This is a genomic window from Streptomyces sp. NL15-2K, from assembly GCF_030551255.1.
GTDB lineage: Bacteria > Actinomycetota > Actinomycetes > Streptomycetales > Streptomycetaceae > Streptomyces.
Genome location: NZ_CP130630.1, coordinates 1,726,847 through 1,741,691, shown reverse-complemented (window position 1 = coordinate 1,741,691; position 14,845 = coordinate 1,726,847). Strand labels below are relative to the sequence as shown.

The following is a 14,845-nucleotide window of genomic DNA, read 5'->3' as shown; positions in this document are numbered from 1 at the left end:
CTGTCCACGGAGGTTGGTGACAGCGATCACTGACGTGTGGTCTTGAAATGGGTGAGGGCCTTCTGGCTCGGTGTGGATTGCGACATCTACGCCGGACGACAGAAAGGCCCTCGTGCCCCACCGTAATGCACCCCTGACCGAGACCGGACGCCTGCGCCTGGCCCGCTGCGTGGTCGAGGACGGCTGGACCCTGCGCCGGGCCGCTGAGCGATTCCAAGTCTCGCCAACCACCGCACAGCGATGGGCCGACCGCTACCGCCGGCTCGGCGAGCCTGGCATGGCCGACCACTCCAGCCGCCCCCGCACCAGCCCGCGACGGACCCCGACCCGTACCGAGCGCAGGATCATCAAAGTCCGCGTACTGCGCAGGTGGGGGCCAGCACGGATCGCAGGCCTGCTCCGCCTGGTGCCGTCCACCGTGCACCGGGTGCTGACCCGCTACGGCCTGGCCCGCCTGACCCACCTCGACCGGGCCACTGGGCGCGTCATCCGTCGCTACGAACGTGCCAAGCCCGGCGAACTGGTCCACGTCGACATCAAGAAGCTCGGCAACATCCCCGACGGCGGCGGCCACAAGACCCTCGGACGCCAGGCGGGCCGCAAGACCCGGTCCGGCGCCGGCTACAGCTACCTCCACAACGCCGTCGACGACCACTCCCGCCTGGCCTACAGCGAGATCCACGCAGACGAGAAGAAGGAGACCGCTGTCGGCTTCTGGAGTCGCGCCCAGGCGTACTTCGCCACCTGCGGGATCACCGTCGAACGCGTCCTGACCGACAACGGCTCCTGCTACAAATCCCACCTGTGGCGAGACGCCCTGGCAGCAGCCGGGATCACGCACAAGCGAACCCGCGCCTACCGGCCGCAGACGAACGGCAAGGTCGAACGCTTCAACCGCACCCTGCTCGACGAATGGGCCTACGCCCGCCCCTACCGATCAGAGCAGGAACGACGCGACGCCTTCCCCAGCTGGCTGCACACCTACAATCACCACCGCGGACACACCGCGCTCAAGGGCCAACCACCCGCCAGCCGCGTCCCTAACCTCTCAGGGCAATACACCTAGGGTGCCTCCCGCATCCGGAACGCCTCCGCGTCCCACGTCCCGTACAGCCGCGGCGCCAGCCACCCCGGCGCCGCAGTACGGAAGCCGGCGGGAGCGAGCCGCCCCGCCCCGGCGGGCACGGCGCCGAGCAGTGGCGCCCCGGAGACGTCCGGCAGGTCCGCCAGATTGCAACGCGAGGCCAGATCCGGCGCCTCGGGCCAGCTGCCGATCACGATTCCGGCCAAGTCGACCCCGCGTATGCGAAGTTCACGCGCCGTCAGCTCGGTCGTGTTCAGCGTGCCCAGGCCCGCCGACACCACCACCAGCACCGGTGCCGCCAGCAGGCCGGCCGCGTCCGCCAGCGTCCCGCCCGCCGCGTCGAACCGGACGAGCAGCCCGCCCGCCCCCTCGACCAGCACCAGGTCATGCTCGGTGGACAGCTTCGCGGCCGCCTCGGCGATGTCTCGCGGATGCACCGGCGCCCGTGCGGCCCGGCGCGCGGCCGTCGCGGGCGCCAACGGCTCGGGATAGCGGGCGAGTTCGGCCGTCGTCACGGCGCCCGCGAGCCGCGCGACCTCGTCGGCGTCCCCGGGCTCGTCCTGTCGTACGCCCGTCTGCGCGGCCTTGAGCACGGCCACCGACCGTCCGGCCGCGAGCGCTGAAGCGGCGATGGCGGCCGTCGTGACCGTCTTGCCGACCTCCGTGCCCGTGCCCGTGATCACGAGTACCGGCATCTCATCCCTCCCGTGCCGCCGCGCACACCGCGCGCGCGATCCGTGCCACGTCCGCGTCGCCCGTGACGTACGGCGGCATCGTGTAGACGAGGTCGCGGAACGGCCGCAGCCACACGCCCTCGCGTACGGCGGCCTCCGTGGCCGCCTTCATGTCCACCGCGTGGTCCAACTGGACGACCCCGATGGCCCCGAGGACCCGTACGTCCCTCACCCCCGGCATCTGGCGGGCGGGGGCCAGCCCCTCCCGCAACCCCGCCTCGATCCGCTTGACCTCCGCGAGCCAGTCCTGGCCCAGCAGCAGCTCGATCGAGGCGCAGGCGACGGAGGCCGCCAGCGGGTTGCCCATGAAGGTGGGGCCGTGGGCGAGCACCGGGACCTCGCCCCGCGAGATGCCGTCGGCCACCTCCGACGTGCACAGCGTCGCCGCCATCGTCAGATAGCCGCCGGTCAGCGCCTTGCCGACACACATCACGTCCGGCGTCACCGCCGCGTGCTCCGCCGCGAACAGCGCACCCGTGCGCCCGAACCCGGTCGCGATCTCGTCGAACACCAGCAGCACGTCGTGCGCGTCGCACGCCTCGCGCAGCACCCGCAGATACGCGGGGGAGTGGAACCGCATCCCGCCCGCGCCCTGCACCACGGGCTCGACGATCACCGCGGCCAGTTCGTCGGCGTGTCGTGCGACGAGCGTGCGCAGATGGTCGGCGTACGACTCCTCGTACTCCACCGGCGGCGGGTCCGCGAACACCTGGCGCGGCAGCACCCCGGTCCACAGCTCGTGCATCCCGCCCTCGGGGTCGCACACCGACATCGGCTGCCAGGTGTCCCCGTGGTAGCCGCCACGCCAGGTCAGCAGACGCTGTTTTGAGGCGCGGCCCAGCGAACGCCAGTACTGCAGGCACATCTTGACCGCGACCTCGACCGACACCGAGCCGGAGTCGGCGAGGAAGACATGCTCCAGGCCGTCAGGCGACATGTCGACAAGGAGCTTCGCGAGCCGTACGGCGGGCTCGTGGGTGAGCCCGCCGAACATCACATGGCTCATCCGCCCGAGCTGCTCGCGCGCTGCCTCGTTCAGCACCGGGTGGTTGTAGCCGTGGATGGCCGACCACCAGGACGACATGCCGTCGACCAACTCGCCCGAGCTGTCGGCCATCTTCAGCCGAACCCCGCTCGCCGACTCCACGACGAGCGGTTCGACGCGGCCGGGCATGGGGCCGTACGGGTGCCAGACGTGTCGCCGGTCGAGCTCCAGCAGATGGGGAACGGACAGGTCAGGCATTGGGCGCGAGGTCCGTTCCGGCGCCCCGGCGGCGTACGGCGACCAGGTCCGTGCGGGGCTCGCTGACCGACGGGGCCGCGGAACCGCAGACACCTTCGGAGCCGCAGACATCCTCGGAGCCACAGCCCCCCGAGACCCGGTGCTCCGGCAGCGTCACCTGATCGGTGCCCTCCACCTCGAACCCGGCGTCCGCGATCATCTCCAGGTCGGCCTTGCCCGCCTGGCCCTCGCTGGTCAGGTAGTCGCCCAGGAAGATGGAGTTGGCCAGGTGCAGGGCGAGGGGCTGCATCGAGCGCAGATGGACCTCGCGCCCGCCGGCGATGCGCACCTCCGCGTCCGGGCACACGAACCGCACCATCGCCAGGATCCGCAGACAACGCTGCGGGGTGAGGTTCCACTCCTTGGCCAAAGGCGTGCCCTCGAACGGGATCAGGAAGTTGACCGGCACCGAGTCGGGGTCCAGCTCGCGCAGCGAGAACACCACGTCGACCAGGTCCTCGTCCGACTCGCCCATGCCCGCGATCAGCCCCGAGCAGGCGGACAGACCCGCCGCGTGCGCCTTCTGCACGGTCTCCACGCGGTCGGCGTACGTGTGCGTGGTCGTGATGTCCGCGTACGTCCCCTCGGACGTGTTGAGGTTGTGGTTGTACGCGTCCGCGCCCGCCTCGCGCAGCCGCTCCGCCTGGCCGTCGGAGAGCAGACCGAGGCAGGCGCACACCTCGACGCCCTCGTTCTGCTCCTTGATCGTCTTGATGGTGTCCGAGACCCGGTCCACGTCCCGGTCGGTGGGACCGCGCCCGCTGGCCACCAGACAGACCCGCTTGGCACCTCCCGCCAACCCGGCCGCCGCGGCCTTCGAGGCCTCGTCCGGCTTGAGCCAGGTGTACTTGAGGATGCCGGCCTGGGAACCGAGCCGCTGGGAGCAGTACGAACAATCCTCCGGGCACAGGCCCGACTTGAGGTTGACGAGGTAGTTGAGTTTCACCCGTCGGCCGAACCAGTGCCGGCGCACCTTGCCGGCCGCGGCCACCACATCGAGCAGGTCGTCGTCGGAAGTGGCGAGGACGGCCAGCGCCTCCTCGCGGCTCGGCGACTTACGCCGAAGCCCCTTGTCCACCAGCGTGTTCAGCAGGTCCATGAGAGCCGATCCTGTCCTACGGAGCCGCCCCGGGCCAAGGAGAGTTCGCACAACACAGAGGCTTCGACGTGTGGGTATTGCCACATCCTGGGTGCCTGGTCGCCCCGCTAGTGTCTGTGCACTGCCTACAAAAGCACCCGCTCGGGGGGCTGCCCGCGAGGCTGTGCCGCCCACCACCATCCCCGGAGGACCCATGGCGTTCGGCTGGATCGACGAGCAGGCGCGGCTGCGCCGCCGGGCCGGACTCGTACGGACCCTGCGCCCCCGCCCCGCCGACACACCGCTGCTGGACCTCGCGAGCAACGACTACCTGGGCCTGGCCCGCCACCCGGAGGTCACCGAGGGCGCGGCGCGGGCCGCGCGGACGTGGGGCGGCGGCTCGACCGGGTCACGGCTCGTCACCGGCACCACCGAGCTCCACACCGAGCTGGAGGGCGAACTGGCCGACTTCTGCGGCTTCGAGGCGGCGCTGGTGTTCTCCTCCGGGTACGCGGCCAACCTCGCCGCCGTCACCGCGCTGGCGCCGCACGGCTCGCTGATCGTCTCCGACGCCGGCAACCACGCCTCGCTGATCGACGGCTGCCGCCTGGCGCGGGGCACCACACAGGTCGTCGGACACGCCGACCCGGACGCCGTACGCAAGACGCTGCGGACGCACGACGGTCCGGCCGTCGTCGTGTCCGACACGGTCTTCTCGGTCGACGGCGACGCGGCCCCGCTGGCCGCGCTCGCCGAGGCCGGCCGGGAGCACGGCGCGGGCCTGGTGGTCGACGACGCCCACGGGCTCGGCGTCCTCGGCGACGGCGGCCGCGGAGCCCCGCACGCGGCGGGGCTCGCGGGCGCCGACGACGTCGTCGTCACGGTCACGCTGTCCAAGTCGCTCGGCAGCCAGGGCGGAGCCGTCCTCGGCCCCACCCGGGTGATCGACCACCTGGTCAACGCGGCCCGGACGTTCATCTTCGACACGGGCCTCGCCCCCGCGGCGGCGGGCGCGGCCCTGGCGGCCCTGCGGCTGCTGCGCCGCGAGCCGGAGCGGGCGGCGCGAGCGCGCGCGGTGGCGAGCGAACTCCACGCACGCCTGACGGCCGCGGGTCTGGAAGCGGTACGTCCGGACGCCGCGGTCGTCTCCGTGCGCGCGCCGTCCCCGGAGGGGGCCGTGCGGTGGGCGGCCGACTGCCGTGCGGCCGGGCTGGCCGTGGGCTGCTTCCGTCCTCCTTCCGTCCCCGACGGCATCTCACGGCTCAGGCTGACCGCCCGCGCGGACCTCTCCGAGGGGCAGATCGAACGCGCTGTACGAGTGATCGGCGGGGCGCGACCATGAGTCGGCGTGACACGGCCGAGCGCCGCACGAGAGGGGAATCGGTCAGATGCGGTGCACCGCGGCCGTGAAGCCCGCCCAGCTCTCAGGAGAGAAGAGCAGCGCGGGTCCGGACGGGGCCTTGGAGTCGCGCACGGCGAGCAGGCCGGTCCACGGACCGCGGTCCACCGGGGCCGTCTCGACGCAGTTGTTCGCTCCGGTGCTGTAGCTGCTGCGCAGCCACCGCACACCGTGCAGATCAGTGCTGGAAGGTACCTGCCGAGGCATTGCAGACATGGGGGGTGCCTCCTTACGCGCCGTCACCTATCCCGGCGATGTAGTCCAACGAGTCCTCGGGCGAAAGGGCGTGGAACCGAAGGGTGTTGAAGGCCTCGGTGTAGGCCTGGAGGTCTTCTTTCCGTTCCAGGTAGAGGCTACTCGTCAAGTGGTCGAGAACAACCACATCCAGATCAGATGTGCTCGAAAATGAGAAGATAACGAAAGGGCCGGTGATGCCGATGTGCGCCCCGGCCGTGAACGGCAGTACCTGCAACCGCACTTGAGGCAGGCGGGCCGCCTCCACCAGTCGCTCCAGCTGCCGCGCCATGACCCCGGGTCCGCCGACGTCCCGGCGCAGCACGGCCTCGTCCAGAACCGCGCTCAGTTCCAGCGGAGGATGCGACCGCAGCACGTCCTGCCTGGCCAGCCGCACCTCGACCAGCGCGTCCAGCCGCTCGTCGTCCAGCCCGTCCACCGCGGCCTTCGTCACCGCGCGGGCGTACTCGGGTGTCTGCAGCAGCCCCGGCACCACCGAGGTCTCCAGCGTGCGCATCGCGCTGGCCTGCGACTCCAGGCTGATGAAGTCCCGGTAGGTCGGCGGCAGCACCCCGCGGTAGGCGTGCCACCAGTGGTGCCGGCCGCCGCTCTCGTCGGATCCAGCCAACACCAGTAGTAACTCCCGTAGTTGGCTGTCCCGCACTCCGTAGGCGTCGAGGAGTAACCGCACATCGGCCGGCTTCACCCCGCTCGCGCCGGTCTCGATCCGGCTGACCTTCGACTGGTGCCAGCCCACCAGCCGGGCGGCCTCACCACTGGTGAGCCCCGCCCCGGTGCGCAACGCGCGCAGTTCGGCGCCCAGTTTCCGGCGGCGCACCGCGGGACCGTGCTGCATGGGCTGCTCCTTACAAATACGCTCTGCCGTCGCAGAGTTCACCGCTTCGAGCGACAGATATATGCACATCTTGGTGGATCGCCACCCGTGACCGCCGCGGTAATGGCAGTCTGGCGACGAAGCACCAGTCCGGGACCGTACTCGAACCTTCCGCCTTCGTGTCGGACTGCGGTCCCGTGGGAAAGGGACGACGTCGCCATGGCAGACCATCTGGAAGCATCCGTCACTCTGCCGAGCGATCCCGCCTCGGTTTCCGCGGCTCGCGCCTACGTGGTCACCACCCTGGCGGAGTGGGGTCTGCCGGCGGACACCGACGCCGCCGAGACCATCCGCCTCATCGTCTCCGAACTCGCCACCAACGCCGTGCAGCACACCTTCGGGCAGTCACCGACCTTCACGGTGGACCTCGAGCTCGACCGAGACGAACGCCTGCGCATCGGTGTCACCGACAGCCATCCGCGGTTCCCGAAGCGACTGCCCGCCGCCGTCCAGCAGGACAACGGCCGGGGCCTGGTCATCATCCGCTGGCTGACCGCGGAGCATGGCGGCAAGCTGAGAATCCGGCCCACCCGCGAGGGCGGCAAGACCATCTCCGTGGAACTGCCCTGGACGGTACCGGCCGAGCCGGTGCCGATGGCGGGGCAGCGGGAGCCTTAGGTCCCTGCTGGCCGACCGCCTCGGCCGGTGGCCGCGCGGGTGGTGGAGGGGATCACCGGCGGCGCGCTGACAGCTCTCGGTATGGTGCCGCTGCTCGAACCGGTGCCTGCGGCCCGACCGACTCGTGTGCCTGCGGCCCGACCGACTCGTGGGCCCGCGGCCCGACCGCCTTGTGCTGCTCGCCAGCCGAGTGCTGCTCCTCGGCGGCGCCGGCCCGCTGCACCAGGCGTGGCAGTAGCCCCCACAGCCCGAGACACACCAGCAGGGTCGCCGCGCCCGCGGCCACCCCGCCGGCCCGGCTGGTGGTCACGTCCACCACGAGCAGCACCGACCCGGTGAACGCGAGCACCAGGACGCCCATGCCGACCGACGCCAGCCGTGAGGAGACCTGGACGATGCGGGGCTTGGCGCCCTTCTGGAAGAGCGAGCGGTGCAGGGCGGCGGGCGCGGTGAACAGCGCAGCCGCGAGGACCGCGAGCAGGAGCGTGGCCACGTACGTCGTGCGCTGGACCGTGTCGAGGTCGGGGAAGCGCGGGGTGAAGGCCAGGCTCAGCAAGAAGGCGAAGAGGATCTGGACCCCGGTCTGGGTGACGCGCAGTTCCTGGAGCAGTTCTCCGAAGTTGAGGTCGGCGCGCTCCAGCGGCGTCTCGTTGCGTGCGGTGCAGGGACGGTGGTCGGCCATGCCGGACGAGTAACCGCCTGAGCCCGTGTCACGCCCCTGCAAGGCCCACAGGGGGCGACGGCGAGTCACATCGCCGTCGCCACCCGCGGGCGGGTCAGCGGACCCGGCCGTACCAGACGCTCTTGGTCCAGATCTTCTGCAGTCGCACCACGTCCCCGGTCTTCGGGGCGTGCCAGATCTTCCCCTTCCCGGCGTAGATGCCGACGTGGTACACGTTCGAGCCCGAGTGGAAGAACACCAGGTCCCCGGCCTTGCGGCTCTTGACGGAGATGTGGCGCGTCTTGTTGTACTGCTGGGCGGCCGTGCGGGGCAGCTTCTTGCCCGCCTTCTTGAACGAGTACAGCGTGAGCCCGGAGCAGTCGAAGCGGCGTGGTCCTGTGGCGCCGTACTTGTACGGGGAGCCCTTCTTGGAGGCCGCGATCTGGAGTGCCTTTGTCGCCGGCGTGGCGGCCTCGGCCTCGGAGGCGAAGCCGGGAGCCACGATCGAGCCGCTCACCGCGGCGATGGTGAGGGCCGAGGCCGTACCGGCCCGGACCATGAGCGACGGGACACGATTGAGCGCAGTCATGCGCAACCCTTCGTCAGCCGCCTGTGAAGGATGACCTGTCGGATTCGGGCTGGCGAAGTTGCCCGGCCGCTGACGCGGCTTCACCCCAAGGGCTGCTCGGCCCGGTCATGGCGTGACCGTTCCGGCGACCCGTCGTGCTTGGGTCCTCCACTCCTGCCGATCCACTCCTGTCGACCGGTCATCCGGGCGGCGGCAGGACTCGGCGTCCGCCCGGATCGCCCCGCCGCTGTGGCGGGGGCTTGTCGTCAGACACGGATCTTCACTCACGGATGTCCGAAAATCCCAACGGAACCGAGGGTTTGTGTTGTTACTCACCACTCACCCGTTCGGGTGGACACCCCCCTGTTCGAAGGGGCGTTGAGAGGCCCGAGGACGCTCGGACCAGCACCGGAACGCCTCATGACGCCTCGGGGATACGCGCGTTGCGCAAGTCTGCCGGGCCCGAAAAAGGACGCGCGAATACTCCAAAAGGCCGTACGCCGTTTGGTCCGTTTCGACCCCGGCCCGGACGTGGCCTCGACCCGACGGTCCGTCCGGACCGGGTGGGGGTGCTTCAACTGTCGGAGCGCGGCGGCAGGGTGACGCGAGCCGTGCGGCGCTCGCCGTCCAGCACGCGCAGCGCCCGCGTGAGCGTGGGCGCGTGCAGTTCGGTCTCGCCGCGCTGGTGCATCAGCGCCAGCGCGTCGCGAAGCGCGGCGGCCTTGCCGACCAGCGCCTGCGCGGCCCGCAGCCCGCTGTAGGTGTCGCCGTGGTGCACCGGGGTTGATACGCCCGAGCAGGTCGACCACGTCGAGGTAACGGTCGATCAGCTCGCCCTCGGCGCGCGTGAGGGCGGGCAGCGGCGGCAGTTCGGGTGGGAGCACCGGCCGCTCACCTCCCGGTGGGCGGGGCGAGGGTGGCCTTGCGGCTCGGGATGATCCGATCCGCGAGTCCGTACTCCAGCGCTTCCTGAGCGTTGAAGATCTTGTCCCGCTCGATGTCCGCGCTCACCTGCTCCAGGCTGCGGCCGGTGTGTCGTACGAGCATCTCCTCCAGGAGGGCTCGGGTCCGCGTCAACTCGTCGGCCTGGATGGCCAGATCGCTGGCCTGCCCCTGCACCGGCTCGGCCAGCGCGGGCTGGTGGATCACCACGCGCGCACCCGGCAGCAGGTGCCGCTTGCCCGGCGTCCCGGCCGCCAGCAGCACCGCGGCGGACGAACCGGCCTGCCCCAGACACGTCGTCTCCACGTCACACCCGACGTACTGCATCGTGTCGTAGATCGCCGACATCGCGCTGAACGAGCCGCCGGGGGAGTTGATGTACAGCGCGATGTCCCGGTGCGGGTCCTGGTGCTCGAGGTACATGAACTGGGCCATCACATCGTTCGCGGACGTGTCGTCGATCTGCGTCCCGAGGAAGACGATCCGCTCCTCCAGCAGCTTGGAGTACGGATCCATCGACTTCGTCCCGTAACTCGTGCGCTCGTGGAACTCGGGCAGGACATAGCGGGCGGACGGTCGGGTCATGGGTACCCCTCCTTCGGCTTCTGTAAAAAATGTACAGGAAGTACGTGACGTTATGATGGGGGCAGATTCTAGTGATCCACAGATCACCGCAGGTCAGACCGTGTTTACGCTGATCGTGAAGCAGGTTTCTCTCACGATCATCTGGTGTGTCCAGGCAGCCCGCGTCGTCCTCGAAGCCGAGCAGAACCGTGAGGTGATCCGAGGCGGCGCGTAGGTCCTCGGGGCTCGGATGGACATAGACGCGCTTCGTGAACGACGCGCTCACGTGGCCCTGTCCCTGCCGAAAGTCTCGTCCGTGCAGGTCAGGCCGCATGCTGGTACTCGTGGAGGGTGCCGCCGAGGCGGTCGCGTCGTCGTATGTCGAGGTGGGCGATAGCGTCCGGGTCGGTGATCGGCGGAGGCAGGGGGTGCAGCGGGCGGGCGTCTGCGATGCCTTGGTGGGGCCGGTGGGAGTTGTAGTGCTGTTCGAACTCGCGCAGGGCGTGGAGCAGGTGGCGCTGGTTCCAGACCAGGGTGCGGTCCAGCAGTTCGCGGCGGCAGGTCTGCACCCACCGTTCCATGAGCGCGTTCATCCGCGGCATCCGGATCCCGCTGAGCACGACCTCGATCCCCGCATCCTCGAGGACGGTGTCGAACAGGGCGGGGTACTTCCCGTCGCGGTCGCGGATCATGAACCGGGCCCGGCAGCCGGCACCCTCGAGATCCATGACGAGGTTCCTGGCGGCCTGCGCCACCCAGGAGGCGGTCGGGTGCGCCGTCGCGCCCAGGACGCGGATGCGCCGGCCGGCGTGCCCGATCACCGCGAACACGTACAGCCGCGCCCCGGACAGGGTGACCGCTTCGAAGAAGTCACACGCCGGCAGGGCATCGGCCCGGGAGCGCAGAAAGTCCGTCCAGGTGCTGGAACCCCGCTCGGGTGCCGGGTCGATCCCCGCCTCCTTCACGATCTCCCACACCGTGGAGGCGGCCACCTGCACGCCCACAACCAGCAGCTCGCCGTGGATGCGCCGGTAGCCCCAGCCGGGATTCTCCCGCGCCAGACGCAGCACGAGAACGCGGATCGAGCGCACGGTACGCGGCCGACCCGCACGCCCCGGCCGGGAACGGGCCGCGTGGCGGCGCGAGACCAGGTCACGGTGCCGGCGCAGCACAGTGTCCGGGCGCACCAGCAGCCGTGCCCGGCGCAGCACACCGCGCGGGAGCCGGTGCAGTGGCGCGGCCAGGAACACCCGGTCACTCGGGGCGAACCGCACCCGATCCCGGCCGGGCCGGCGTTCCAGCACCGTGATCTGATGACGCAGCGCGAGGATCTCCGCGTCCTTGTCCTGGTTGCTCACCGGCAGCAGCCGCAGCGGGGCGAACACGTTCGCCACACCCAGACAGGCAAGTCGAAGCAGCACGACAGATCATCCTGCCGGGGCACTCACCAGGTGCCCAGAGCACCCGCCCGAGCGCCCGCGCTCGACACCACCCGTACACCAGCCCCCACCAGGACGGATGAGTTTTTCGGCAGGCGCAACCGTACGGGCGGGACTCGCAGCATGCGTGCTCCCTCTTCGCGTAGTCGTCCGCCAAGTTCGGCCGCGCCGAGGCCGCGGCCCTTGGACAGTGCTTCGGCGATCATGCGGGTGGCGAAGTCGCGGACATCCTTGTGGTGCAGGGAAGGTGTCAGATGCTCGGGCGTGGTCGCGACAGGGGAGCAGGCTCGACCGTAACAATGCCCCAGTCTTGACCATTCTCGTGCACGTGGGTGAAGCCGTTCATGGTCCAGCCGCGCTTCCACCCTCGATCGGGAGCCTCGGCGCCGTGGTGTTCGGCCAGGCAGGAGCAGGCGCACTCGTGCCCTTTGGCAGCCCGGCAGCGGGCGGTGCACTTCTCGGCGACACGGAAGCCGCGGCGGAGCTCGACCGCGGGGTAGCGCTTCGTGAGGAGCTTTAACACGGTCTGCAGGGCCGTGCGACTCGTCGTGATCCGCTGGGCCTGCTTATGCCACAGCCAGCTCCGGCAGCCGTAGGTGTCCAACTCGCCGAGGATGCCGTCGTACTCGTAGCCGATCCTGGGGGTGGCGATGACGAGGTGACCGGCCCCCGTGAGACCCGGGTGCGGACTCTCGATTGCGGAGTGGCCGGGCAACGGGAGCCAAACCTGGGTGCGGCGCTCACGTTCCCTCTCCTTGGGCAGAGGGCGCGGGAATCGGCACGGGCCGGGGCATTGGTGTGCCCGAGCGTGTGGCCAACTTGATCACTGCCATCGAAGTCCAAGCAGCGCGGAGCGTCGCCTCAGGTCAGTTGCCCCGTCTGCGCCAGCGCGATGGCGTGCTCGGTGTTCTCCTCGTACATCCACCACGGAACCACGGGCTCGGGTGCTTCTCCGTAGGGCAATAGGCCGATCTCGCGAGCCTGCGCGAGCAGGGCGCGCGCTGTGCTCTCGCCGGTCCTGAGGAAGGCGCAGGCGTCCAGCACCCCCGTTGTCACGGTGTCGCCCCGGTCCTGAGCCTCCTTGACGTGCCGCGCCACTACCTCGATGCGCGGAAGGAAGTAGCTGTTCCAGCGGTTACTCATGCGCTGCCGTAGTCGGCTGTCGAGCTGCATCTCCGTGTAGACCCAGGGGACGGTCTCTCTCTGGAGCCTTACTTGCCGGGCCCAGCGCTCGTAGGCATCCGGGGGCGTCGGCGGTGCCGGCTGCCATCCCATGGGCTGCCACTTCCACCTGCCGTCGGCCGCGATCTTGATCAAATTCGGCACCATCGCCAGTGCTCGCGTGAGAGGGCCGACCAGATCATCCAGTGCGCGGCCGTGGTCTGCAGCGCACGGCACACCCGACAACGGCATGCCGTTGGGTGACGCGAAAGTGCCGTTCTCGACCTGAAAGACCGCGCACACGTCGACGTCCGAGCCGTACCTGGAAGCCAAGTTGAGCCGGAACCGGGGTGGGAAGAACGACCCGGCGACTGGCACGAGCTTGTCCTTGCACCACTCCTCTTCAGTGTCGTCATGGAACGTGGGAGTGACGTAAAGCCCTGACCAGAGGTCCTCCAAATAGTTGGGCTGCGTTCTCAGAGAGACATCCATGGCGTCAGGCTATGCGCGCCCGGCAGCCTGGGACCGCGAAACGGTCCTGTCCCCCGGCCGACGCCAACTGTGACCTTGGGGGAGGAAGCTGCTGGAGGACCAGTGACGGATCTGCCGACCGCCGCCTGGGGATGGACCGCACGGGAAGCGGTTGCGTTCACCCTGCTCGTAGAGTTCTACATGCTGATGGCCGGCCTTGGCGTCTACGCGGTGCACGCGGGAAGCGCAGTCTGGGTGGGGGCCACGGCCGTCGCGGGCCTGGGCGCCACGGCATGCCTCACAGCGTGGCTCGCCTTCCGCGGGGAACGGCTTCGAGCGGACATGAATTGACCCGCGTACGGGCGGCAGATCCCCCCGTTACCCCCCCCACGCCGGGCCGCTGCGACCGTCACGTCAGAGTGCTGATCCCCATGGCGAGCAGCGCCGTGATGAGGGTGAGAGTGCCACCGAAGGCGACACCGGCGCGCAGTAGAGCGGCGGGCAGGGAAGAGCCGTCCATGCGGGCCAGCAGGCCGGCGCCGTGTTGGTCAGCCTCTGGCTGCGATGTTGGGCGGAGTTCGCGAGTCCGCTGTTCGATCTCCGACGCCAGGCAGGCTGCCGGTCGGGCGTGTTCTGCGTAGCTACGGTCAGTGACTGCCTCCACGCTCCCAAGCCCCCGTATGGCTGGATCGGCTACGTTCCGCACCCCCACGTCCGCTCATCTGGTAGGAACCCTGGCAACGATCTCCGGCGGTACGGGCGAGGGCGGGCGGGGGCGGCGGTTCGGTATGGGCGGCATTTCATCAGCTATCGCAGAGGCGACCACCAGAGCGTGGTGGATGGGCTGTACGAGGGGCTGGCAAGGCACTTCGGTGCGGAGCAGGTGTTCCTGGACCGGCTGTCCATCGTGCCGGGCCAGCGGTTTCCGGACGTTCTGCGGGAGTGGGTGGCGGACTGTGACGTGCTGCTCGTCGTGGTCCACCGGGGGTGGGTGGACGTGCGGGGCGAATCCTCGGATGAGCGGTGGTTGGACGACGCGGAGGACTGGGGCCGCTGGGAGATCGAGCAGGCGCTGCACAGCGGCAAGACCGTCATCCCGCTGCTGCTGGACGGGGCCCATGCACCACTGTCGGAGCAACTGCCGGAATCCCTGAGCGACTTGGCCCGTCGGAATGCCCAGTACCTGCGCGAGGCCCGGCACGGCGCCGACATGGCGGAGCTGATCGCCGTACTGGAGTCGCATGTGACCCGGACCTGGCAGCCCGTGCCGGCGCCACCGTCGAGCGGGGTCCGTCGGCCCGGCCGGTGGCTGGGAGCCGGTACGGCGGTGTCGGCCTTGGCCATCCTGCTCGGGGTGCCCGCGATTCCCTGGGACGACGGGTGGGTGGGGACGGACGAGCCTCCTTTCACGCTGGTGGCCGCCGTCTGGTCGTTCTGGTGATGCTCGCGGTCCTGATCGCGGTCGGGGTCGTCTGCGGCCCGCTCGGTCGCTCCCTCAACTCCTGGGAGCGCGAGCTGCACACGGTCACGTACCGGACGTACATCCGGATGATGTGGCCGTGGACAGCGGCCTTCTTCGTCGTCTCACTGGTCGACCGAGTCGCGACGTTCGGCGGGACGGGGTTCGTGGGGCTCTCCTTCGTGGTGCTGTGGGGGTTGTTCACCGCCGGCCGCCGGGTCGCCACGGTCATCCGCCTCCAGCGGCGGGACCAGGA

At 70.0% G+C, this 14,845-nt stretch carries 17 protein-coding genes, 1 pseudogene and 1 riboswitch; of the genes and pseudogenes, 6 read left to right on the top strand and 12 right to left on the bottom strand.

Annotated features, from left to right (window positions below; genetic code table 11):
• Positions 1–112 precede the first annotated feature (112 nt).
• A complete protein-coding gene (locus tag Q4V64_RS07255; protein ID WP_303708863.1) occupies positions 113–1,066 on the top strand; it encodes an IS481 family transposase in 954 nt (317 codons plus the stop codon).
• Here the strand turns inward: Q4V64_RS07255 and bioD are convergent.
• The 3 genes from bioD to bioB are packed head-to-tail and all read right to left on the bottom strand — an operon-like array spanning position 1,063 to position 4,199.
• A complete protein-coding gene (gene bioD, locus Q4V64_RS07250; protein ID WP_303709222.1) occupies positions 1,063–1,779 on the bottom strand; it encodes a dethiobiotin synthase in 717 nt (238 codons plus the stop codon). The two genes, Q4V64_RS07255 and bioD, sit on opposite strands and share 4 nt — an antisense overlap.
• 1 nt (position 1,780) lies before the next feature.
• Positions 1,781–3,061, bottom strand: a complete 1,281-nt coding sequence (locus tag Q4V64_RS07245; protein WP_124444164.1) for an adenosylmethionine--8-amino-7-oxononanoate transaminase — start codon at positions 3,059–3,061, stop codon at positions 1,781–1,783.
• Positions 3,054–4,199, bottom strand: a complete 1,146-nt coding sequence (gene bioB, locus Q4V64_RS07240) for a biotin synthase BioB (protein ID WP_124444165.1) — start codon at positions 4,197–4,199, stop codon at positions 3,054–3,056. The genes Q4V64_RS07245 and bioB overlap by 8 nt, the downstream gene beginning before the upstream one ends.
• 193 nt (positions 4,200–4,392) lie before the next feature.
• Between bioB and Q4V64_RS07235 the strand changes: the two genes are divergently transcribed.
• Positions 4,393–5,520: an 8-amino-7-oxononanoate synthase gene (locus tag Q4V64_RS07235; protein WP_124444166.1), complete on the top strand. Its 1,128-nt coding sequence runs from the start codon at positions 4,393–4,395 to the stop codon at positions 5,518–5,520.
• Positions 5,521–5,562: 42 nt separating this feature from the next.
• Here the strand turns inward: Q4V64_RS07235 and Q4V64_RS07230 are convergent, their stop codons facing one another.
• Positions 5,563–5,793 (bottom strand): DUF397 domain-containing protein, encoded by a 231-nt coding sequence (locus tag Q4V64_RS07230; RefSeq protein WP_124444167.1) that lies wholly within the window; start codon positions 5,791–5,793, stop codon positions 5,563–5,565.
• Positions 5,794–5,806: 13 nt separating this feature from the next.
• On the bottom strand, positions 5,807–6,667 hold the full coding sequence (locus Q4V64_RS07225; RefSeq protein WP_124444168.1) for a helix-turn-helix transcriptional regulator: 861 nt from the start codon (positions 6,665–6,667) through the stop codon (positions 5,807–5,809).
• A 198-nt stretch (positions 6,668–6,865) separates the two neighbouring features.
• On the opposite strand from Q4V64_RS07225, the gene Q4V64_RS07220 reads away from it, so the two are divergent.
• Complete coding sequence (locus Q4V64_RS07220) at positions 6,866–7,324, top strand: ATP-binding protein (protein ID WP_124444169.1); 459 nt, start codon at positions 6,866–6,868, stop codon at positions 7,322–7,324.
• Between the two features lie 52 nt (positions 7,325–7,376).
• Here Q4V64_RS07220 and Q4V64_RS07215 read toward each other — a convergent pair whose 3' ends face one another.
• The 4 genes and pseudogenes from Q4V64_RS07215 to Q4V64_RS07200 all read right to left on the bottom strand — a co-directional run bounded on the left by Q4V64_RS07215 (position 7,377) and on the right by Q4V64_RS07200 (position 10,080).
• Positions 7,377–8,006 carry a DUF6328 family protein gene (locus Q4V64_RS07215; protein ID WP_124444170.1) on the bottom strand — a complete coding sequence of 210 codons (630 nt, stop codon included), beginning with the start codon at positions 8,004–8,006 and terminating at the stop codon, positions 7,377–7,379.
• 94 nt (positions 8,007–8,100) lie between these two features.
• Positions 8,101–8,574, bottom strand: coding sequence for a C40 family peptidase (locus tag Q4V64_RS07210; protein ID WP_124444171.1), 474 nt, complete (start codon positions 8,572–8,574; stop codon positions 8,101–8,103).
• 3 nt (positions 8,575–8,577) lie between these two features.
• Positions 8,578–8,789: riboswitch (cyclic di-AMP (ydaO/yuaA leader) on the bottom strand.
• A gap of 338 nt (positions 8,790–9,127) precedes the next feature.
• Positions 9,128–9,437: pseudogene (locus Q4V64_RS07205) on the bottom strand (hypothetical protein).
• Positions 9,438–9,444: 7 nt separating this feature from the next.
• Complete coding sequence (locus tag Q4V64_RS07200; RefSeq protein WP_124444172.1) at positions 9,445–10,080, bottom strand: ATP-dependent Clp protease proteolytic subunit; 636 nt, start codon at positions 10,078–10,080, stop codon at positions 9,445–9,447.
• Here Q4V64_RS07200 and Q4V64_RS07195 point away from each other — a divergent pair.
• Positions 10,079–10,294, top strand: coding sequence for a hypothetical protein (locus Q4V64_RS07195; RefSeq protein ID WP_124444173.1), 216 nt, complete (start codon positions 10,079–10,081; stop codon positions 10,292–10,294). The two genes, Q4V64_RS07200 and Q4V64_RS07195, sit on opposite strands and share 2 nt — an antisense overlap.
• 88 nt (positions 10,295–10,382) lie before the next feature.
• Here the strand turns inward: Q4V64_RS07195 and Q4V64_RS07190 are convergent, their stop codons facing one another.
• From Q4V64_RS07190 to Q4V64_RS07180, 3 genes are all read right to left on the bottom strand, one after another.
• A complete protein-coding gene (locus tag Q4V64_RS07190; protein WP_124444174.1) occupies positions 10,383–11,480 on the bottom strand; it encodes an integrase core domain-containing protein in 1,098 nt (365 codons plus the stop codon).
• Positions 11,481–11,748: 268 nt separating this feature from the next.
• A complete protein-coding gene (locus tag Q4V64_RS07185) occupies positions 11,749–12,213 on the bottom strand; it encodes a hypothetical protein (RefSeq protein ID WP_124444175.1) in 465 nt (154 codons plus the stop codon).
• A gap of 146 nt (positions 12,214–12,359) precedes the next feature.
• Positions 12,360–13,151 (bottom strand): hypothetical protein, encoded by a 792-nt coding sequence (locus Q4V64_RS07180; protein ID WP_124444176.1) that lies wholly within the window; start codon positions 13,149–13,151, stop codon positions 12,360–12,362.
• A gap of 102 nt (positions 13,152–13,253) precedes the next feature.
• Here Q4V64_RS07180 and Q4V64_RS07175 point away from each other — a divergent pair, with 102 nt between their 5' ends.
• Both Q4V64_RS07175 and Q4V64_RS07170 read left to right on the top strand, forming a co-directional pair.
• Complete coding sequence (locus Q4V64_RS07175) at positions 13,254–13,481, top strand: hypothetical protein (protein ID WP_124444177.1); 228 nt, start codon at positions 13,254–13,256, stop codon at positions 13,479–13,481.
• Between the two features lie 190 nt (positions 13,482–13,671).
• Entirely contained in the window at positions 13,672–14,571 is a 900-nt protein-coding gene (locus Q4V64_RS07170; RefSeq protein WP_124444178.1) for a toll/interleukin-1 receptor domain-containing protein, read from the top strand.
• Positions 14,572–14,845: the final 274 nt, after the last annotated feature.

Coding starts and splice junctions, on each gene's coding strand:
- Q4V64_RS07195 (WP_124444173.1), top strand. CDS start 10,079: ATGGGTACCCCTCCTTCGGCTTCTGTAAAAAATGTACAGGAAGTACGT.
- bioB (WP_124444165.1), bottom strand. CDS start 4,199: ATGGACCTGCTGAACACGCTGGTGGACAAGGGGCTTCGGCGTAAGTCG.
- Q4V64_RS07230 (WP_124444167.1), bottom strand. CDS start 5,793: ATGTCTGCAATGCCTCGGCAGGTACCTTCCAGCACTGATCTGCACGGT.
- Q4V64_RS07225 (WP_124444168.1), bottom strand. CDS start 6,667: ATGCAGCACGGTCCCGCGGTGCGCCGCCGGAAACTGGGCGCCGAACTG.
- Q4V64_RS07220 (WP_124444169.1), top strand. CDS start 6,866: ATGGCAGACCATCTGGAAGCATCCGTCACTCTGCCGAGCGATCCCGCC.
- Q4V64_RS07210 (WP_124444171.1), bottom strand. CDS start 8,574: ATGACTGCGCTCAATCGTGTCCCGTCGCTCATGGTCCGGGCCGGTACG.
- Q4V64_RS07245 (WP_124444164.1), bottom strand. CDS start 3,061: ATGCCTGACCTGTCCGTTCCCCATCTGCTGGAGCTCGACCGGCGACAC.
- Q4V64_RS07235 (WP_124444166.1), top strand. CDS start 4,393: ATGGCGTTCGGCTGGATCGACGAGCAGGCGCGGCTGCGCCGCCGGGCC.
- Q4V64_RS07200 (WP_124444172.1), bottom strand. CDS start 10,080: ATGACCCGACCGTCCGCCCGCTATGTCCTGCCCGAGTTCCACGAGCGC.
- Q4V64_RS07180 (WP_124444176.1), bottom strand. CDS start 13,151: ATGGATGTCTCTCTGAGAACGCAGCCCAACTATTTGGAGGACCTCTGG.
- Q4V64_RS07215 (WP_124444170.1), bottom strand. CDS start 8,006: ATGGCCGACCACCGTCCCTGCACCGCACGCAACGAGACGCCGCTGGAG.
- bioD (WP_303709222.1), bottom strand. CDS start 1,779: ATGCCGGTACTCGTGATCACGGGCACGGGCACGGAGGTCGGCAAGACG.